19 protein-coding genes are annotated in these 17,986 nt (G+C 59.7%); 10 read left to right on the top strand and 9 right to left on the bottom strand.

What is annotated here, in order from left to right; genetic code table 11:
• Nucleotides 1-55: 55 nt before the first annotated feature.
• The gene (locus HGP31_RS27270) at nt 56-934 is read left to right on the top strand and encodes a DMT family transporter (protein WP_020798701.1); all 879 of its coding nucleotides are present in this window, start codon (nt 56-58) and stop codon (nt 932-934) included.
• A 6-nt stretch (nt 935-940) separates the two neighbouring features.
• Here HGP31_RS27270 and HGP31_RS31080 read toward each other — a convergent pair whose 3' ends face one another.
• The 3 genes from HGP31_RS31080 to HGP31_RS27260 all read right to left on the bottom strand — a co-directional run bounded on the left by HGP31_RS31080 (nt 941) and on the right by HGP31_RS27260 (nt 3,999).
• Nucleotides 941-1,954, bottom strand: coding sequence for a methyl-accepting chemotaxis protein (locus tag HGP31_RS31080; protein ID WP_476748418.1), 1,014 nt, complete (start codon nt 1,952-1,954; stop codon nt 941-943).
• Between the two features lie 231 nt (nt 1,955-2,185).
• Complete coding sequence (locus HGP31_RS31070) at nt 2,186-2,563, bottom strand: MCP four helix bundle domain-containing protein (protein WP_420850683.1); 378 nt, start codon at nt 2,561-2,563, stop codon at nt 2,186-2,188.
• Between the two features lie 98 nt (nt 2,564-2,661).
• Nucleotides 2,662-3,999, bottom strand: coding sequence for an MFS transporter (locus tag HGP31_RS27260; RefSeq protein WP_083349778.1), 1,338 nt, complete (start codon nt 3,997-3,999; stop codon nt 2,662-2,664).
• A 595-nt stretch (nt 4,000-4,594) separates the two neighbouring features.
• Between HGP31_RS27260 and quiC the strand changes: the two genes are divergently transcribed.
• Nucleotides 4,595-6,496: a 3-dehydroshikimate dehydratase QuiC gene (gene quiC / locus HGP31_RS27255; RefSeq protein WP_168758975.1), complete on the top strand. Its 1,902-nt coding sequence runs from the start codon at nt 4,595-4,597 to the stop codon at nt 6,494-6,496.
• Nucleotides 6,497-6,598: 102 nt separating this feature from the next.
• Nucleotides 6,599-7,276 (top strand): TetR/AcrR family transcriptional regulator, encoded by a 678-nt coding sequence (locus HGP31_RS27250; RefSeq protein WP_020798696.1) that lies wholly within the window; start codon nt 6,599-6,601, stop codon nt 7,274-7,276.
• 94 nt (nt 7,277-7,370) lie between these two features.
• On the opposite strand, the gene HGP31_RS27245 is transcribed toward HGP31_RS27250, so the two are convergent.
• The 3 genes from HGP31_RS27245 to HGP31_RS27235 all read right to left on the bottom strand — a co-directional run bounded on the left by HGP31_RS27245 (nt 7,371) and on the right by HGP31_RS27235 (nt 9,785).
• Nucleotides 7,371-8,225: a shikimate dehydrogenase gene (locus tag HGP31_RS27245; RefSeq protein ID WP_033040935.1), complete on the bottom strand. Its 855-nt coding sequence runs from the start codon at nt 8,223-8,225 to the stop codon at nt 7,371-7,373.
• Nucleotides 8,222-8,671, bottom strand: coding sequence for a type II 3-dehydroquinate dehydratase (aroQ, locus tag HGP31_RS27240; protein ID WP_020798694.1), 450 nt, complete (start codon nt 8,669-8,671; stop codon nt 8,222-8,224). The genes HGP31_RS27245 and aroQ overlap by 4 nt, the downstream gene beginning before the upstream one ends.
• A gap of 202 nt (nt 8,672-8,873) precedes the next feature.
• On the bottom strand, nt 8,874-9,785 hold the full coding sequence (locus HGP31_RS27235; protein WP_033040933.1) for a LysR family transcriptional regulator: 912 nt from the start codon (nt 9,783-9,785) through the stop codon (nt 8,874-8,876).
• A 105-nt stretch (nt 9,786-9,890) separates the two neighbouring features.
• Here HGP31_RS27235 and HGP31_RS27230 point away from each other — a divergent pair, with 105 nt between their 5' ends.
• From HGP31_RS27230 to HGP31_RS27220, 3 genes are all read left to right on the top strand, one after another.
• Nucleotides 9,891-10,097, top strand: coding sequence for a tautomerase family protein (locus tag HGP31_RS27230; protein ID WP_020798692.1), 207 nt, complete (start codon nt 9,891-9,893; stop codon nt 10,095-10,097).
• A 217-nt stretch (nt 10,098-10,314) separates the two neighbouring features.
• Nucleotides 10,315-10,743, top strand: coding sequence for a hypothetical protein (locus tag HGP31_RS27225; protein ID WP_033040932.1), 429 nt, complete (start codon nt 10,315-10,317; stop codon nt 10,741-10,743).
• On the top strand, nt 10,740-11,186 hold the full coding sequence (locus HGP31_RS27220; RefSeq protein ID WP_020798690.1) for a DUF2442 domain-containing protein: 447 nt from the start codon (nt 10,740-10,742) through the stop codon (nt 11,184-11,186). The genes HGP31_RS27225 and HGP31_RS27220 overlap by 4 nt, the downstream gene beginning before the upstream one ends.
• A gap of 54 nt (nt 11,187-11,240) precedes the next feature.
• Here the strand turns inward: HGP31_RS27220 and trmA are convergent, their stop codons facing one another.
• Both trmA and HGP31_RS27210 read right to left on the bottom strand, forming a co-directional pair.
• On the bottom strand, nt 11,241-12,320 hold the full coding sequence (trmA, locus tag HGP31_RS27215; protein ID WP_020798689.1) for a tRNA (uridine(54)-C5)-methyltransferase TrmA: 1,080 nt from the start codon (nt 12,318-12,320) through the stop codon (nt 11,241-11,243).
• Nucleotides 12,317-13,612: an NCS2 family permease gene (locus HGP31_RS27210; RefSeq protein WP_020798687.1), complete on the bottom strand. Its 1,296-nt coding sequence runs from the start codon at nt 13,610-13,612 to the stop codon at nt 12,317-12,319. The genes trmA and HGP31_RS27210 overlap by 4 nt, the downstream gene beginning before the upstream one ends.
• A gap of 220 nt (nt 13,613-13,832) precedes the next feature.
• On the opposite strand from HGP31_RS27210, the gene HGP31_RS27205 reads away from it, so the two are divergent.
• Both HGP31_RS27205 and HGP31_RS27200 read left to right on the top strand, forming a co-directional pair.
• Nucleotides 13,833-14,282: a DUF4879 domain-containing protein gene (locus HGP31_RS27205; protein WP_020798686.1), complete on the top strand. Its 450-nt coding sequence runs from the start codon at nt 13,833-13,835 to the stop codon at nt 14,280-14,282.
• Nucleotides 14,283-14,350: 68 nt separating this feature from the next.
• On the top strand, nt 14,351-14,902 hold the full coding sequence (locus tag HGP31_RS27200) for a DJ-1 family glyoxalase III (protein ID WP_020798685.1): 552 nt from the start codon (nt 14,351-14,353) through the stop codon (nt 14,900-14,902).
• 6 nt (nt 14,903-14,908) lie between these two features.
• On the opposite strand, the gene HGP31_RS27195 is transcribed toward HGP31_RS27200, so the two are convergent.
• Entirely contained in the window at nt 14,909-16,147 is a 1,239-nt protein-coding gene (locus tag HGP31_RS27195; protein ID WP_083349777.1) for an MFS transporter, read from the bottom strand.
• Nucleotides 16,148-16,209: 62 nt separating this feature from the next.
• Between HGP31_RS27195 and HGP31_RS27190 the strand changes: the two genes are divergently transcribed.
• Both HGP31_RS27190 and HGP31_RS27185 read left to right on the top strand, forming a co-directional pair.
• Nucleotides 16,210-16,560, top strand: a complete 351-nt coding sequence (locus tag HGP31_RS27190; RefSeq protein ID WP_151143322.1) for a hypothetical protein — start codon at nt 16,210-16,212, stop codon at nt 16,558-16,560.
• Nucleotides 16,548-17,984: a cytochrome ubiquinol oxidase subunit I gene (locus HGP31_RS27185; RefSeq protein ID WP_020798683.1), complete on the top strand. Its 1,437-nt coding sequence runs from the start codon at nt 16,548-16,550 to the stop codon at nt 17,982-17,984. Before HGP31_RS27190 ends, HGP31_RS27185 begins: the two co-directional genes overlap by 13 nt.
• The last annotated feature ends 2 nt before the right edge of the window (nt 17,985-17,986 follow it).

The following is a 17,986-nucleotide window of genomic DNA, read 5'->3' as shown; positions in this document are numbered from 1 at the left end:
GGGGGCGTGGCTTGCCTGTGAGGCTTTGACTTTTGATGTACACAAAGGAACCCCAATGACCGTCAGCACCCCGCTTTCCGGCGTCAACAAACCCTTCAAAGGGATCCTGCTGATCGTTGTCGCAACCTTCCTGTTTTCCAGCCATGACGCCATATCGAAGTACCTTTCCGGGTTCTATCCGATTGTCATGGTGGTCTGGGCGCGTTATGTGGTGCATACCTTGCTGATGGCGGGGATATTCCTGCCGCAATCCGGGCTGCGTGTGCTGCGTACCAAGCGGCCGCTGCTGCAACTGGTTCGGGCGTTGTGCCTGCTGGGTACCAGCCTTTTTTTCACCACGGGGTTGATGTACATCCCGCTGGCCGAGGCAACCTCGGTCAACTTCCTGGCGCCGGTGCTGGTCACGGCATTGTCGGTGCCGTTGCTGGGGGAGAAGGTCACCCGAGGCCAATGGCTGGCGGTGATTTGCGGGTTTATCGGGGTGCTGGTCATCGTCCATCCCGGTGGTGATTTGTTCACCCCGGCGGTGCTGCTGCCATTGTGCTCGGCGCTGTTTTTCTGCTTCTACCAACTGCTGACCCGCAAGCTCAGTGAGATCGACAGCCCGACCACCAGCAACTTTTTTGCCGGGCTGTGCAACACCTTGGTCATGAGTGCACTGGTGCCGTTCTTCTGGCAGGTGCCGACCTTGCTGCACGGCGCAATGATGCTGGCGCTGGGCGCCTGCGGCATGACCGCGCACCTGTTCTTGACCCAGGCCTTCCGCCATGCGGCGCCGGCCTTGCTGGCACCCTTCAGCTATTGCCAGATCGTGTTTGCCGGCCTGCTGGGCTGGCTGCTGTTTTCCCACACTCCGACCCTGACCACCATCGTCGGGATCGCCATAATTTGCTGCAGTGGCCTGGCGGCGGCATGGCAACAAAGCCGCCGTTGAGGTCACTCAGAACCTGAAGCGCAGCACCAGGTTCTGCAGGCCTGCAGCCAATTGCGACAGTTGTTGGCTGGTGGCGCTCGTGCGGGTCGAAGCATCGGCACTTTGCAGTGACAGGTCGCGGATGTTCAGCAGATTCCTGTCCACTTCGCGGGCCACGGCGGATTGCTCTTGCGATGCGCTTGCGATCACCAGGTTGCGCTCGTGGATCTGCTCCATGGCCCGGGTGATTTGCGCCAGCGCGAGGCCAGCTTCTTCGGCAATCGACAGGGTGGCGGCGACGCGCTGACTGTTGCCATGCATCGACTGCACCACACTCTCGGTATCGCCCTGGACCCGGCCGATCATCTGTTCGATTTCCCGGGTCGATTGCTGGGTGCGATGGGCCAGTGCGCGCACTTCATCGGCGACCACCGCAAAACCACGCCCGGCTTCCCCGGCCCGTGCCGCCTCGATCGCGGCATTGAGCGCCAGCAGGTTGGTCTGTTCGGCGATGGCGCGAATCACGTCGAGCACCTTGCCGATTTCCCGGGATTGCTCGGCCAGGGTTTGCACCTGTTGCAGGGCGATGCCGGCATCGGCGCTCATGGCCTGAATCGAGTCCAGTGTCTCGATGACCCGCGCCTGGCCCTGGCTGGCCTGCTGTGTCGACTGACGCGTGCTGTCAGACGTCGACACGGCATTGCGTGCGACTTCTTCCACCGCGACCGTCATCTCATTGACCGCGGTGGCGGCTTGTTCGATTTCGTTGTGTTGCTGCTGCAGTCGCCCGGAATCCTCGTGGGTGCTCTGCTGCATTTGCTCGGCGGCTGCATTCAACTGGTTCGACGCGGTGCTGATTCGCTGCAGGGTTTCGCGCAGGCTGGTCTGCATGATCGACAGGGCGGTGAGCAGGCGCGCGGTTTCATCGCCACCCTGGCTGTGTATCGGTGTGCCGAGATCGCCGGCCGCCACTTGCTCGGCCACTGCCACCGCCTGGCGGATGGGCACCACGATACTGCGGATCAGCAGCCAGGCGAGCATAACGGTCAGCAGCGACACACCCAGCAAGGCCCCGATCACCGTGATTTTCACCTGGCCATAGAGCGTGTCGGCTTGCGCGGCGGACTGACTGACTTCGTCGGCGGTAAGCGCGACCAGTTCGGCGAACTGGTCGCCGCTGCGAGTCGAGTAGTCCTGGATTTCGCCATTGAGCAGTGCGGTCATTTCGTCGAGGCGGTTTGCCTGCGACAGGCGTTCGTATTGCGCCAGCGCCTAGCGGTAGCGGGTGACCGTCGCCACGAAATTTTCGTACGGCACCCGGTTGTAGTCGCCTACGAGCGGGGTGAACTTTTCCAGTGCCTGGGCAAGCCAGCCCTGCACTTGATGCAGGCGCGTGACGGTCGCGTCGAGCACCTTGGGCTCGCGATTGAGCGCCATGCGCAGGCTGAGTAAGCGAATGCTCAGGACGTAGTCGCGAATTTCACCCAGATAACGGGTGCTGGGCAGGGAGACGTTCTCGGTGTGCTGGCCGGTGGCGCGTACTTCGGCGACCTGCTTGAGAGCGAACAAACCTTGCAACAGGACCAGCAAGGCGATGAGGCCGAAGCTGATCGTGGCGCGCTTGGCGATGCTCAAGTGACCTGGCGACATGGTTTCACCTCCTTGGCGATGAACGAACATTCACGGATTCATAAAAAACAGGCACAAAAAAAGCGCAGGCCCGAATCCGGGCCTGCGCCGAGGGAACATCAGTCTTCTACTTTCGGGATCTTGCGCGGTGCCATGAAGTACATCCAGGTCAGCGCGATGAAGTACATCGCCGGGATCAGGGTGAACAACACGGTGTAGTTGTTGTTGGTGATGGTCAGGATGTGGCCGACCAACTGGGTCATGAACATCCCGCCAATCGCCGCACACATGCCGCCGAAGCCGAACACGGTACTCATCATGTGCTTGGGCGTGTAGTCCATCACCAGGCTCCAGATGTTCGCGGTCCAGGCCTGGTGCGCACCGATGGCCAAGGAGATCGCGGCTACCGCCACCCACAGATTGCTGGAGCCGGCGGCCATGATCACGCCGATGATGCAGCAGGCGAACAGGAACATGGACATCAGGCGCGCCTTGATTGGGTTGACGCCGCGACCGATCAGGAACGAGGACAGGATCCCGCCGCCGACACTGCCGAAGTCGGCGGTGAGGTAGATGATGATCAGCGGAATGCCCATCTGGGTCACGTTGATGCCCAGGTTGTATTGCTGATTGAGGAACGGTGGCAGCCAGTACAGGTAGAACCAGAACACCGGCGCCGTGATCGAGTAGGCGAGGGCGAAGGCCCAGGTGCCGCGCATGCGCAGGATCTTCGAGAAGGGTACGCGGGCTTGTTCCGGTTCCACTTCGTTCTGGATGTAGTCCAGTTCCGACTGTTTGACGCGTGGGTGATCTTCCGGGTTGAAGTACTTCAGGCCCCAGAACACCAGCCAGATCCCGCCCAGCGCCGACATGCACAGGAACGCAGCCTGCCAGCCCCAGACATGGAGGATCAGCGGCAGCAGCATCGGAGTGAACATCGCACCGACGTTGGTACCGGCGTTGAAAATGCCGGTGGCCACGGCGCGCTCGCCAGCCGGGAACCACAGGCGCGTGGTTTTCACACAGGCCGGGTAGTTAGCGGCTTCAGTCAGGCCGAGAATGAAGCGGCAGACCATGAAGCCGACCGCCGAAGTGGCCAGGCCGTGGGCGCCCGTCGCCAGGCTCCACAGCAGCACGGCGCAGAAGAATACGCGCTTGACGCCGACCCGGTCGATCAAGCGGCCTTGCAGCACGAAACCGATGGCGTAGCCGACCTGGAACCAGAAGTTGATGTTGGCGTAGTCCATCGCCGTCCAGCTCATTTCCTTGGCCAGGATGGGCTGCATGACGCCGAGGGCGGCGCGGTCGATGTAGTTCAGGGTGGTGGCAAAAAACACCAGTGCCAGCATGCCCCAACGGGTTTTGCCGACAGCCATGGCGCCGCGGATTTTGTCGCCGATGCCGCCAGAGGCAGCGCTCATGGCCGGAGCCATGCGTGAGCTAGGTGCAGGATTCATATGTGCCATCCGTTCAATGACTGACAAGCAAGGCTCGTCGGGACTTCAAGGGCGCGTGATCAATCGATGGCGATGGGCGCAGGACTGATCGGCTGGTTTCGTCGGCTGACGGTTTATTCAGCGAGCGGCACGGGAGTGCCGGCGGTGCGCAAGGTTCGGATGGACGCCAGGCAGGGCGTAATGACGGTGGTTCGAGTGAACGAGGCGTTGAATGAGCGCATGAGCATATACCCGGTTTTTGAAATTTTTATGTGGTGTTCAGGGTCGTTGGTAACTGAGGCCGTCGGTGGTTGACCGGACTCAATGTGGTGTTGATGTTGCGCATTGAGCAAAAAATCGTCAATTCGCTAAAGCCCATTTTGTTCGATAATCGCACGCAAAACTAACTGGGTAGTACACTTTAAATTGCTGTGTGAGATCGTGCAGCCAATAATTCACTCAAAGCTAAACGCGATCTCCGTAGGAGCTGCCGAAGGCTGCGATCTTTTGATCTTAATAAGCCAAGTCAAAAGATCGCAGCCTCCGGCAGCTCCTACACAGAGCCAAGCGTGCGATGCCCCTAACAAGATTGCCTCCACCACCGGGAGTCGAAAAAATGCAGCGTTCCATTGCCACCGTGTCCTTGAGCGGTACCCTGCCGGAAAAACTCGAAGCCATTGCCGCCGCCGGTTTCGATGGCGTCGAGATCTTCGAGAACGACCTTCTCTACTACGACGGCAGCCCGCGGGAAATTAAACAGATGTGTGCCGATCTCGGGATCGCCATCACCCTGTTTCAACCGTTTCGGGACTTCGAAGGCTGCCGCCGTGATCGCTTGTCACGCAATCTGGAGCGGGCCGAGCGCAAGTTCGACCTGATGCAGGAGCTGGGCACCGACCTGGTGTTGGTGTGCAGCAACGCCTCGGCCGATTCCATCGGTGATGAGCAGGTTTTAGTCGATGATTTGCGCCTGCTGGCTGAACACGCTGGCGCGCGTGGTCTGCGCATCGGTTACGAAGCGCTGGCTTGGGGGCGTCACGTAAACACCTACCAGCAAGTCTGGAACATCGTCCGTCAGGCCGATCACCCGAGCCTCGGCGTGTTGCTCGACAGTTTCCATACGCTGTCGCTCAAGGGCGATCCGAGGGCTATCGCCGAGATTCCCGGCGACAAGATTTTCTTCGTGCAAATGGCCGATGCACCGATCCTGGCCATGGATGTGCTCGAGTGGAGCCGGCATTTCCGTTGCTTCCCGGGCCAGGGCGAATTCGATTTACCTGGTTTCCTCGCGCCGATCATCAAGAGTGGCTACACCGGGCCATTGTCGCTGGAGATCTTCAACGACGGTTTCCGCGCCGCACCGCCACGGGCCAACGCTGCTGACGGCTTGCGCTCGTTGCTGTACCTGGAAGAGAAAACCCGCGAGCGCCTGGCCCAGGAGGCCAAGCCTGCCGGCAACCCCGAGATCCTGTTCGAGACACCGAAGGCCAGCGAATACAACGGCATCGAGTTTCTCGAATTCGCCGTGGACGAAAGCCTCGGCGCCAAGCTCTCCCATTGGCTGGAGCGGCTGGGTTTCGTCAAGGCCGGGCAGCATCGCTCCAAGAGCGTCAGCCTGCTGCGCCAGGGCGATATCAACCTGATCCTCAACTCGGAACCTTACTCGTTCGGCCACAGTTTCTTCGAGGCGCACGGACCATCGCTGTGCGCCACTGCCGTGCGAGTCAAGGACAGTGCCAGCGCGCTGGCCCGGGCGGTGGCCTACAAAGGCCAGCCGTATCGCGGACTGGTCGGCCCCAATGAACTGGAACTGGCCGCCGTGCGCGCGCCGGATGGCAGCCTGATTTACCTCGTCGATCAAGACGCCGATGTCTATGGGACCGACTTCAACCTGCAGCCGGCTGCGGTGAGCAGCGGCGGCCTCAAGCGCATCGACCACATGGCCATGGCACTGCCCGCCGACAGCCTCGACAGTTGGGTGCTGTTCTACAAGAGCCTGCTGGATTTCGAGGCTGACGACGAAGTGGTGCTGCCCGATCCCTATGGTCTGGTGAAGAGCCGCGCGCTGCGCAGTCGCGACAGTTCGATCCGTCTGCCGCTGAATATTTCCGAAAACCGCAACACCGCCATTTCACACGCGTTGTCGAGTTATCGCGGCTCCGGCGTGCACCACATCGCGTTTGATTGCGACGACATCTTTACCGAAGTCAGTCGGGCGAAAGCGGCAGGCGTGCCGCTGTTGGATATTCCGCTCAACTATTACGATGACCTGGCGGCACGCTTCGATTTCGATGACGAATTCCTTAGCGAGCTGGCCTATTACAACGTGCTGTACGACCGTGATGCCCAGGGCGGTGAACTGTTCCACGTGTACACCGAGCCGTTCGAGGGGCGGTTTTTCTTCGAGATCATTCAGCGCAAGAACGGTTATGCCGGTTACGGTGCGGCCAACGTGGCGGTACGCTTGGCGGCCATGGCCAAATCCCGCAGCGGTGCCGTGCGTCAGGCAAAGTTGTAGGAAAATCGTAACTACGCCGACAAACCGCTGCCGCACGGCTTCCTTCACTGTGCGGCGCGGCTCATAATCGCCAGCCTGTGCAGTGATGGCCGTGAGCCCGCAATGACAATAACTTCAGAACTCTCCGCAGCAACTGATCAACCGATTGCCGAGCCGCGCAAGAGTCGCAAGAACAACCCGGAGAAAACCCGGGAGAACATTTTGCAAGAAGCGATAGTCGAGTTCGTTCAGCAAGGGCTGTCCGGGGCTCGCGTCGATGCCATCGCTGAGCGCATCCACACGTCAAAGCGCATGATCTATTACTACTTCGGCAGTAAGGAGCAGCTCTACGTCGAGGTGCTGGAGAAACTCTACGGCGATATCCGCAGCACCGAAAATCGCCTGCACCTGGCGGAGTTGGCGCCGGTGGAGGCGATTCGGCGTCTGGTGGAGTTCACCTTCGATCACCATGATCGCAATGTCGATTTCGTGCGTATCGTCAGCATCGAGAACATTCACAACGCCGAATTCGTGAAACGCTCCGATGCGATCAAGGCGATGAACAACACCATCCTCGATTCACTGGGCGAGATCCTGCGTCGCGGTGCCGAACAGGGGCTGTTCCGCACCGGCCTCGACCCGCTGGACGTGCATTTGCTGATCAGTTCGTTCTGCTTCTATCGCGTGTCGAACCGCCATACCTTCGGCGAGATCTTCCAGATCGACTTGCCGGACGAAAGCATCAAGCAGCGTCATCGGGAGATGATTTGCGAGTCCGTTCTGAGATACCTGCAGGCGTAATTAAGCTGGGTGAATCTCCTTTATAGGAGCCGGCTTGCTGGCGATAGCGTCTGTATGATCGCCATCGCCAGCAAGCTGGCTCCTATAAATTGCATCAGCCATTCATGCTCTGAAAATGCTCCAGCATCCGCTGCGCATCCGGCACCACGCCGCTGAACAATTCGAACGCCTTCACCGCCTGGAACACGGCCATGTTCCCGCCATCGAGCGTACGGCAACCCAGTGCGCGGGCATTGCGCAGCAGTTCGGTTTCCAGTGGGAAGTAAACAATCTCCGCCACCCACAATTGAGCTCGAAGCAACTCGACCGGCACCGGCATGCCTGGCAGTTTTTTCATGCCCATGGGGGTGGTATTGACCAGGCCATCAGCCTCGGCCAGGGTTAGTGCCAAATCATGGCCGGCCACTGCGCGGTTACTGCCGAAATGCTGGTTGAGATTGTCAGCCAGGCTCTGCGCGCGACTGATTTCCACATCGAAAATACTCAATTGTCGTACGCCTTCGCTCAGCAACGCGTGAGCCACGGCCGCGCCAGCGCCACCGGCGCCCATTTGTACGACGCGCTCAACGGCAACGCCCTGCAAACCACGGCGAAAACCTTCGGCAAACCCCAGGCAATCGGTGTTGTGGCCGATGCGCTTGCCGTCCTTCAGCACCACGGTGTTCACCGCGCCAATGCCCCGGGCTTCTGGCGATAACTCGTCGAGCAGCGGGATGATCGCCTGCTTGCACGGAAAGGTGATGTTCAGGCCAGTGAAGTTCATGCGCTCGGCGGCCGTCAACAGGTCGGGCAGGGCGTTGCTGTCGAGTTGCAACTGATCGAGGTCGATCAGTCGATAGAGATAACGCATGCCCTGGGCGTCGCCCTCGTGCTCGTGCAGCGCCGGGGTACGGGACGCCTGGATGCCGGCGCCGATCAGTCCGGCCAATACCGTTTGGTTCTGGTTCATGCTGCTTGCCCCTTCAGACGCTGGCTGAAATGCTCCAGGGCCAGGCGATAGCCATGGCTACCGAAGCCAGCCATTACCGCCGTTGCAATGGCCGAGACGAAGGAGTGGTGACGGAAAGGCTCGCGGGCGTGAACGTTGGATAGGTGCACTTCGATCACCGGCAGTTCGCTGGCGACCAGCGCGTCGCGGATCGCCACCGAGGTGTGCGTCCAGGCGGCGGGATTGATCACGATCCCGGCACAACGGCCGCGGGCGGCATGAATCCAGTCGAGCAGTTCGCCTTCGTGGTTGGTCTGGCGAAACTCCACCGCCAGGCCGAACTCTTCGGCGGCTTGGCCGCACAGCGCGGAAACATCTGCCAGGGTTTCATGGCCATAGGTCGCCGGTTCGCGGGTGCCAAGCAGGTTCAGATTCGGGCCGTTGAGTACCAGAATGATAGGGGGCATCAGTGTTCTCCACATATTATTTTTGGCATTGGCCGATGTTTCAGCCTGTGGAGATAAAATGTACCAGATGGTTAATATGGTCAATTGGACAGCCCGCTGGTGGGCGTAATGTGTGCGGTGATCGGACAAAAAAGATCGAAGCCTGCGGTGCCTCTATATTTGAAACCCGTTCCCTGGAGGAGCTGCCGCGGGCTGCGATCTTTTAACGAGGCAAATGCTCGACCAGGAAATCAATGAATGCCCGTAACCGCAGGGGCATGTGGCGACTTTGCGGGTAGAGAAGGGTAAACGGCCGGGAACGCCCCCCATAAGGTTTGAGCACTTCCACCAGCGAGCCATCGGCCAATTCCTTTTCGACGATAAAGCGATAGGTCTGAAACAACCCTGCACCATGTTTCGCCAGGGTGACGCCACCTAACACATCGTCGGAACAAACGAAGTTGCCCTCGGCCAGAATCTCCCGTTGCACGCCGTTGTCGCTGAACAGCCAGGCAATGCGTCGGCCACTGCTGGGCAGTTCGTACTGAATGCATTCGTGCTGTTGCAGGTCGTCGAGGGTTTGCGGCGTACCGGCACGCTTGAGGTATTCAGGGCTGGCAATCATCACCAGCGCGGCGTCTTCCAGTTGCCGGGCGATCAGGCCGGAATCGGGAATCGCGCGCACGCGAATCGCCATGTCATAGCCTTCACCAACGAAATCGATGTTGCGGTTACTGATGTGCGACTCGACCTTCACCGCCGGAAAACGCGCACGAAAGGCAGGTAGCAACGGCAGGATGCGGTGATGGGCATAGGTGGTCGGGATACTGATGCGCAGGGTGCCTGACGGTACCTGTTGCTGGCCCATGACTTCGCGCTGGGCTTCCACCAGTTGTGCCAATGCCTGGCGGCATTCTTCGTAGTAGCGCCGACCACTGTCGGTCAGGTTTACGCTGCGAGTGGTGCGCGCAAACAGCCGCACGCCCAGGCGTTCTTCCATGCGCGACACCGAGCGGCTCACCGCGGCCGGCGTGACCCCTGCCACCAGCGCGGCGGCAGTGAAGCTGCCAGCTTCGGCAGCCAGGCAAAACAGCTCGATGCTGCCCAGTTGAAGATCGTCGAATTGTCGCTGCATGATTGATTACACCGGGGATCAAATGAAGTCTGTGAATGAGTATTTATCAAATGCCCGTACGCAGATACAGTCAGCTTCACTTAATGAGCGAGCAGGAGAAGCAGCATGCCTTTCGTCAGCGTACGCATCACCCGTGACGGCGTAACCCGGGAGCAGAAAGCCCAAGTCATCGCCGAGATCACCGAGACCTTGCAGCGCGTCCTCGGCAAGCCGCCGGAGCTGACCCACATCGTGATCGAGGAAGTCGATACCGATAACTGGGGGTATAAGGGGATTACCACGACTGAATTTCGGAAAAATCAACCGGGGTGATTGTGGGCCCGAGACTGAAAAGCCGTCCTTTGTGACGGCTTTTTTGTGGGGGCAAGGAAAGGATTGCTTACGATTCTTCGGAGATGTTCATCACGCCGATCGCAAGCTTGAGCGCTAGGCTCAGACGAGAACTCAGTACTCAGCGCCAGGTGCCGGTGGTCGGATTTACCAGGGAATGTCGAGCCTGCTGGCTCAATAACCTAACGGATGGGTTAGCATGAAGATATACAGCTACAAGGGGCTTTCAGTCCGGATCATGTTGCGTGATGAACATTGTCCACCTCATGCGCATGTGAAGGCTGGAGCGTGGAGTGCGCGATTCAAGTTCAGCTTTTGGCACAACAATGTCGAACTCTGGGACGTCATTCCGTTATCGCGCCGGCCACCCGCTGCGGTGCTTGAGGGTTTGCGTCAGTCGCTCAAACAACCTGTCCATTTGTTGCGCGCGCGTGGCATCTGGTGGCGAAAGATCGGAACGGTCTGTCTTGAAAATCAATTGTGGGATTGGCAGAGCAACGAAGTCGTTGTGGTGAAGGGAATTGTCAGTACAACCAACATGATTGGATCAGCTCACTACGAATCTGAAACGAACAAGACGCGCTTATCTCTGATAGGTATGCACGAAGTTGTGGAGATCGAGTTATGAAAACGGTAAAGGCCAAAGTTCAGGCAGACACGCCGATAACAGAACGTGGCGTGGACGAAGCCATTGAGCGGGGGAAATCACGCAGGAGCTCTGGCCTGCAAGCAACGGCGGTTACCTTCCTGGCACCGTATCTGGCGATAACCTTCGAAGATGGCGGTGGCATCTTGCTGCCCGTTGCGAATTATTCTGAGTTCGATGATTTCGAGGCCAAGGATTTTGCCGGCCTAACTGTTGGTTTCGACGGTACTGCTCTGTGTCATGAAGAAAAAGACCTGGATGTCTCTCTCGCAGGCATGATTTCGGCGAGCCAGTCTTTGATGGCCATGGCAGCCTCGGTAATTGCCTCACGCAATGGCCGACAGATTAGCAGCGCAAAATCCGAAGCCGCTCGGGCCAATGGCAGAAAAGGTGGACGTCCACGCAAGGCCGATGTCGTCCTTTGAACAGGCACAAAAAAGCCGTCGTGATGACGGCTGATTTGTTTGTGGCCTCTGCAATCACCGACGGGTCAGCAACACCCCGGATTCCATGTGATGCGTCCACGGGAACTGGTCGAACATTGCGCATCGGGTGATGCGGTGGGTGTCGTGCAGTTGGGCGATGTTGTCCGCCAGGGTTTGCGGGTTGCAGGAAATGTACAGGATGTTGTCGAAGCGTCGGGTCAGCTCGCAGGTGTCCGGGTCCATGCCGGCACGGGGCGGGTCGACGAAGACACTGCCGAACTCATAGCTCTTGAGGTCGATGCCGTGCAGGCGACGGAACGGTCGCACTTCGTTCAGCGCTTCGGTCAGTTCCTCGGCAGACAGGCGCACCAGGGTGACGTTGTCCACAGCGTTTTCACTGAGGTTGCTCAGCGCGGCATTGACCGAGGTCTTGCTGATTTCGGTCGCCAGCACTTTGCGCACGCGGGTGGCGAGCGGCAGGGTGAAGTTGCCGTTGCCGCAATACAGTTCCAGCAAATCGTCTGCGCGATCACCCAGCGCGTCGTATGCCCAGTTGAGCATCTTCTGGTTCACGGTGCCGTTTGGCTGAGTGAAGGCACCTTCGGGCTGGCGATAGCTGAAGGTGCGGCCGCCGACTTCAAGTTTCTCGACGACGTAATCGTGACCAATGACTTCGCGTTTGCCCTTCGACCGACCAATCACGCTGACGTTGAGCTCGGCAGCCAGTTTCGAGGCCGCTGTGTGCCAGTGCTCGTCCAGCGGGCGGTGGTAGCACAGGGTGATCATCGCATCGCCGGCCAGGGTGGTCAGGAACTCCACCTGAAACAGCTTGTGGCTCAGGGCGGCACTGGCTTGCCACGCGGCCTTGAGCTGCGGCATCAACTGATTGATGCGTTGGCTGGCGATCGGGAACTCTTCGATCAGGATTGGCGTGCGCTTGTCTTCCTGGGAAAACATCGCGTAGTGACGCTCACCGGCTTCGCGCCACAGGCGGAACTCGGCGCGCAGGCGGAAATTCTGCAGCGGCGAGTCGAAGACGACCGGCTCCGGTGCATCGAATGGTGCCAACAGGTCACGCAAACGCGTGACCTTGTCTTCGAGTTGGACGGCGTAGGCCTGGGAATCAAAAGTCATGCGTTGAACCAACCGAGCTTGATCACGAACAGGATCGACAGGATCACCAGCGCCGAATTCAGCTCACGGCCACGACCGGACATCAGCTTGATGGCGGTCCAGGCAATGAAACCGAAGGCGATGCCATTGGCAATGGAATAAGTAAACGGCATGGCCAGCGCGGTGATGACGACCGGCGCGGCGACGGTGATGTCGTCCCAGTCTATTTCGGCCAGGCCAGATGTCATCAATACGGCGACGAACAGCAGTGCCGGCGCCGTGGCGAACGCGGGAACGCTGGCTGCCAGCGGCGAGAAGAACAGTGCCAGCAGGAACAGGATCGCCACGACGATGGCGGTCAGGCCAGTGCGACCACCCGCACTCACGCCAGCGGCGGATTCGATGTAGCTGGTCGTGGTCGAGGTGCCCAGCAGGGAGCCGGCCATCGCGGCGGTACTGTCGGCGATCAGTGCGCGGCCCATTTTCGGCATGTGGCCATCCTTGCCCATCAATCCGGCGCGCTTGGCGACGCCGATAAGGGTGCCGGAGTTGTCGAACAGGTCGACGAACAGGAAGGCGAAGATCACGCTGACCAGACCGATGTCCAGTGCGCCCTTGATGTCCAGTTGCAGGAAAGTCGGAGCCAGCGACGGCGGCATCGACATCACGCCGCCGAACGGCGTGAAGCCCATCAGGATGGAAACAATGGTCACCACCAGAATACCGATCAGCACCGCACCACGCACGGCGAGGGCTTCAAGGGCAACAATCAGGGCGAAGCCGAGGGTCGCGAGGATCGGTGCCGGTTGTTTGAGGTCACCGAGGCCGACCATGGTCGCCTGGTTGCTGACCACGATGCCGGCGTTGTGCAGGGCGATCAGCGCCAGGAACAGGCCGATACCGGCGGCAATGGCCGAACGCAACGGCAGCGGGATACTGTTGATGATCCACTCACGGATGCGGAAGATCGACAGCAGGAAGAAGCACACGGCCGAGATGAACACCGCACCCAGCGCCACTTGCCAGGTATGGCCCATGTGCAGGACTACGGTGTAGGTGAAGAAGGCATTCAGGCCCATGCCCGGCGCAAGCGCGATCGGGTAGTTGGCAATCAGGCCCATGACCGCGGAGCCAATGGCGGCTGCCAGGCAGGTGGCGACGAACACCGCGCCCTTATCCATGCCAGTCTCGCCGAGGATGCTCGGGTTGACGAACAGGATGTAGGCCATGGCCAGGAAGGTGGTGACGCCCGCCAGAATCTCGGTCCGCACGTTGGTGTTATGTGCCTTGAGTTGAAACAGCCTTTCCAGCATGTCTGCTCCCCGTGGCGCGCCCGGCGCCGTGAATGTATCGACCTCAACAGCAAAGCACAGACCGCTGAACGCGCCTGGGAAATTACTGTGGGCCGGAAAAAGCCGCGCATCATACCAGCAGCTTGGGGTTATGGCTGCCTATGGCGGTGATCGTCGTCGATGTTTTGCGTTTAATCCAAACCAGCCATACTGCGCGCTGGTTTTTTGTGGTGGTAACGGGATGACAAAGCGTCTGGAAATCATGTCCGGTGTCTTGATGGCATTGTCGCTGGTGGCACACCCCGCGACGGCGGCACCGGCACCGCCGTTGACCGAGGTAAAGGTGCTTAAGGTCGAGTCGCCAGGCTGTGGTTTTGAGACGATTGACAAAGGGCAGGCACAGACCCGCTGCAACCACGCGGGCCCGAACATCAGGATCTACGTACTGGAAGTGGGCTACGGGCGCAGCCAGCCCCACGTCGCGCTGGATGGCTTCGAAGTGGATGGAACCCGCACGCCGGTCTGTGCTTATGACAACGGCAACCTGACCGACTGCTCGCAAAGGACCAAGGTTGTCGGCAACCTGTACATTTTCAATCTGGCGGGTAAGCAGGAGGGTACGTTCACCTTCAGCAACACTTCGATCAACGCACCGGGCAACACAATGTCGACCCAGCTTTACATCAAGTAACGACAGGGGCCCGAACAAGCGTCAGGAAAGCTGACTACGCTTTAGGAACTATTCCGTGGATTGTTCCCATGACTTTTCGAGCCTTGATTACCCTCGCCGAGGGCACCGATGACCTGCAGACCGTGACCTTGATCGATGTATTGCGCCGCGCCAAGGTCGAGGTGGTGGTCGCCAGCATCGAAGGGCGGCGCATGCTCACCTGTGCAAGAGGCACGCGCTTGACGTGCGATGCCATGCTGGTGGATTTGCTGGCCCAGCCGTTCGACCTGATAGTCCTGCCAGGCGGTGCCGTAGGGACGCAACATCTGACCGCCCACCAACCCCTGCAACAACTGATCAAGGACCAGGCCGCGGCGGGGCGCCTGTTCGCCGGTATTGCCGAAGCGCCCGCGGTAGCCCTGCAAACCTTTGGCGTACTACGCCAGCGGCGCATGACTTGCCTGCCCTCGGCCAGCCATCAACTGTCGGGCTGTACCTTCGTCGATCAACCGGTGGTGGTCGACGGCAACTGCATCACAGCCCAAGGCTCGGGTGGCGCTTTGGCATTTGCCCTGACGCTGGTGGAGCAGCTATGCGGCAAAGCCACGCGGGCGATGGTGGCGGGGGAGTTGTTGGTGTAACGAGCCTCAGGCCTTCACCTCTTCCATCGGCACATGCATCCGGTCGCGGTTGGCCAGGGTCGGGAATAGCTTCATCCAGGTCCCTGTCACCACCAACGTGCCGATACCGCCCATGACCACTGCCGGCACGGTGCCGAACCAGTGGGCGGTCAGGCCGGATTCGAATTCGCCCAACTGGTTCGAAGCGCCAATGAACAGGCCATTCACGGCGCTCACCCGGCCGCGCATTTCGTCTGGGGTTTCCAGTTGCACGAAGGATGCGCGGATCACCATGCTGATCATGTCAGCGGCGCCCAGCACCACCAGGACGGCGAGGGAAAACCAGAACGAGGTCGACAGGCCGAAGGCGATCGTCGCCACGCCGAACACGCCCACAGCGGTGAACATTACCCGCCCGACATTGCGTTCCACCGCAAATCGCGCCAGGAACAGCGACATCAGCAACGCGCCCACCGCCGGTGCCGATCGCAACAGGCCCAGCCCCCAAGGCCCGGTCAACAGAATGTCCTTGGCAAACACCGGCAGCAACGCGGTCGCACCTCCCAGCAGGACCGCGAACAGGTCAAGGGAAATGGCCCCGAGAATGTCCGGGCGACTGCGGATGAAACGGATACCCGCCAACAGTGAATCCAGTGTGGCCTTGCCCTTGTTCAGGGGCGTTTGCCGGGCGGGCAGGTTGAGCATCAGCGCGCAGGCAATGATGTACAGGATCACCGTCGGGCCATACACCCAGACGCTGCCGAAGGCGTAGAGCAAACCACCGAGTGCCGGGGCGACGATGGTTGCCGATTGCTGGGCCGATTGCGCGGCGGCCACGGCGCGGGGGAACAGTGCACTGGGCACGATGCTCGGCAGCAAGGCTTGAGTGGTCGGCATTTCGAAGGAACGTGCGGCGCCGAGCAGGAACGCGAGGATGAAGATCATTTCCCGGGTGACATGGTCGGTTGCGCTGCCGATCGCCAGCGACAAGGCGATCAGCGCTTGCAACGATTGGCAGATGGCCGCGACCTTGCGTCGATCGTAGCGATCGGCGACATGCCCGGTGTGCAGCATGAACAGTACCCGCGGTGCGAACTCCACGAGCCCGACCAGGCCAAGGTCAAGTACGTTGCCGGTCAGTTGATAGAGGTTCCAGCCAATGGCCACGGTGAGCATCTGAAAGCCGCTGGCGGTAAAGACCCGGGCCAGCCAGAAGGCGATGAAAGGGCGATGGCGACGTAACAGCAAGGGCTCTTGGCTCGGCATTTGAAGGCAAGTCTTGGAAGGGAAAGGGCGAGGTTATCACCAACCTGTAACAGGAAGTTGCCATGGGAAAAAAATTCGTTAGCCAAGCATCGATTTCGCCAGCCGTTTGCCAACTGCTCCTTGGGCATTCATTTCAATCTGTTTCTGAAGCCGTGAGGCAACTTGTCACGCGGCAAAAGACCACGCGGGTCAACCTCGCAAATGGGACTACTCTTTCATCGTTGCTTGATCCAGATCAAAACCCACAAAAGGAATTGATCCGGCGGCCGGTTGGCCAGACTCCCTGCGTTGTGATGCGTACAAAAAAAGAACAAATAGAGATTCGCCACACTCCATATCCGTGGGGGCCGTGGGTGCAGGCTTCGAGCCCGCAGCCGTACTACCTGACAGAGGAAAACTTATGTTCGGTTTAGAGGCACTTGATCTCGCCCGAATTCAGTTCGCGTTCACTATCTCGTTCCACATCCTGTTCCCAGCCATCACCATCGGCCTGGCGAGTTACCTGGCGGTACTCGAAGGCTTGTGGCTGAAAACCCATAACGACACCTACCGCGACCTCTACCATTTCTGGTCGAAGATCTTTGCCGTCAACTTCGGCATGGGTGTGGTCTCGGGACTGGTCATGGCCTATCAGTTCGGCACCAACTGGAGCCGTTTCTCGGACTTCGCCGGCTCGGTGACCGGGCCGCTGCTGACCTATGAAGTGCTTACGGCTTTCTTCCTCGAAGCCGGATTCCTCGGCGTCATGCTGTTCGGCTGGAACAAGGTCGGGCGCGGCTTGCACTTCTTCGCCACGGTCATGGTTGCCATCGGCACGCTGATCTCGACCTTCTGGATTCTCGCCTCCAACAGCTGGATGCAGACCCCGCAGGGCTTTGAAATCGTCAATGGCCAGGTCATTCCGACCGACTGGCTGGCGGTGATCTTCAACCCGTCTTTCCCTTATCGCCTGATGCACATGGCCACGGCGGCCTTCGTTGCGACAGCATTCTTCGTCGGCTCCTCGGCGGCCTGGCACCTCTTGCGCGGCAAGGACAACCCGGCAATCCGCAAGATGTTGTCCATGGCGATGTGGATGGCACTGATCGTCGCGCCGATCCAGGCCGTTATAGGGGACTTCCATGGTCTCAACACGCTGAAACATCAGCCGGCAAAAATCGCTGCGATCGAGGGGCATTGGGAGAACCACGGAAACGAGGCGACTCCGCTGATCCTGTTCGGCTGGCCGGACATGAAGGAGGAGAAAACCAAGTTCGCCGTCGAGATTCCGTACCTGGGCAGCCTGATCCTGACTCACTCGCTGGACAAGCAGGTGCCGGCGCTCAAGGAGTTTCCACCCGAGGACCGACCGAATTCGACCATTGTGTTCTGGTCGTTCCGGATTATGGTCGGCCTGGGGTTCCTGATGATCTTCACCGGTCTGTGGAGCCTGTGGCTGCGTAAACGCGACACGCTCTACACCTCGCGGCCGTTCCTTTACCTGGCGTTGTGGATGGGGCCGTCCGGCCTGATTGCGATTCTCGCGGGCTGGTTCACCACTGAAATCGGCCGTCAGCCTTGGGTAGTCTACGGATTGATGCGCACGGCGGACGCGTCTTCAAACCATAGCGTGATGCAGATGAGCATCACCCTGATCCTGTTCGTCGTGGTGTATTTCGCCCTGTTCGGTGCTGGCCTCGGCTACATGATGCGCCTGGTGCGCAAGGGGCCGAAGATCGACGAAGGCAAGGAAACCACTGAGGGTGGCCCCGGCAAGAAACGCACACCCGCTCGTCCTTTGTCCGCAGCCGACGACGAGCAAGCCGATGCCGACCCCATCGTGACCAAGGAGATTTGAAT

Origin of the sequence: Pseudomonas umsongensis (assembly GCF_012647205.1) — a bacterium.
GTDB lineage: Bacteria > Pseudomonadota > Gammaproteobacteria > Pseudomonadales > Pseudomonadaceae > Aquipseudomonas > Aquipseudomonas umsongensis.
This window is presented reverse-complemented; position numbering and strand designations above follow the sequence as displayed.

Bases quoted from the DNA above. Each gene is read 5' to 3' on its own strand.
- HGP31_RS27190 (WP_151143322.1), top strand. From the start codon at position 16,210: ATGGGAAAAAAATTCGTTAGCCAAGCATCGATTTCGCCAGCCGTTTGC.
- quiC (WP_168758975.1), top strand. From the start codon at position 4,595: ATGCAGCGTTCCATTGCCACCGTGTCCTTGAGCGGTACCCTGCCGGAA.
- HGP31_RS27200 (WP_020798685.1), top strand. From the start codon at position 14,351: ATGACTTTTCGAGCCTTGATTACCCTCGCCGAGGGCACCGATGACCTG.
- HGP31_RS27185 (WP_020798683.1), top strand. From the start codon at position 16,548: ATGTTCGGTTTAGAGGCACTTGATCTCGCCCGAATTCAGTTCGCGTTC.
- HGP31_RS27210 (WP_020798687.1), bottom strand. From the start codon at position 13,612: ATGCTGGAAAGGCTGTTTCAACTCAAGGCACATAACACCAACGTGCGG.
- aroQ (WP_020798694.1), bottom strand. From the start codon at position 8,671: ATGCCCCCTATCATTCTGGTACTCAACGGCCCGAATCTGAACCTGCTT.
- HGP31_RS27205 (WP_020798686.1), top strand. From the start codon at position 13,833: ATGACAAAGCGTCTGGAAATCATGTCCGGTGTCTTGATGGCATTGTCG.
- HGP31_RS27225 (WP_033040932.1), top strand. From the start codon at position 10,315: ATGAAGATATACAGCTACAAGGGGCTTTCAGTCCGGATCATGTTGCGT.
- HGP31_RS31070 (WP_420850683.1), bottom strand. From the start codon at position 2,563: ATGTCGCCAGGTCACTTGAGCATCGCCAAGCGCGCCACGATCAGCTTC.
- trmA (WP_020798689.1), bottom strand. From the start codon at position 12,320: ATGACTTTTGATTCCCAGGCCTACGCCGTCCAACTCGAAGACAAGGTC.
- HGP31_RS31080 (WP_476748418.1), bottom strand. From the start codon at position 1,954: ATGCTCGCCTGGCTGCTGATCCGCAGTATCGTGGTGCCCATCCGCCAG.
- HGP31_RS27220 (WP_020798690.1), top strand. From the start codon at position 10,740: ATGAAAACGGTAAAGGCCAAAGTTCAGGCAGACACGCCGATAACAGAA.
- HGP31_RS27270 (WP_020798701.1), top strand. From the start codon at position 56: ATGACCGTCAGCACCCCGCTTTCCGGCGTCAACAAACCCTTCAAAGGG.
- HGP31_RS27230 (WP_020798692.1), top strand. From the start codon at position 9,891: ATGCCTTTCGTCAGCGTACGCATCACCCGTGACGGCGTAACCCGGGAG.
- HGP31_RS27250 (WP_020798696.1), top strand. From the start codon at position 6,599: ATGACAATAACTTCAGAACTCTCCGCAGCAACTGATCAACCGATTGCC.
- HGP31_RS27235 (WP_033040933.1), bottom strand. From the start codon at position 9,785: ATGCAGCGACAATTCGACGATCTTCAACTGGGCAGCATCGAGCTGTTT.
- HGP31_RS27245 (WP_033040935.1), bottom strand. From the start codon at position 8,225: ATGAACCAGAACCAAACGGTATTGGCCGGACTGATCGGCGCCGGCATC.
- HGP31_RS27260 (WP_083349778.1), bottom strand. From the start codon at position 3,999: ATGAATCCTGCACCTAGCTCACGCATGGCTCCGGCCATGAGCGCTGCC.
- HGP31_RS27195 (WP_083349777.1), bottom strand. From the start codon at position 16,147: ATGCCGAGCCAAGAGCCCTTGCTGTTACGTCGCCATCGCCCTTTCATC.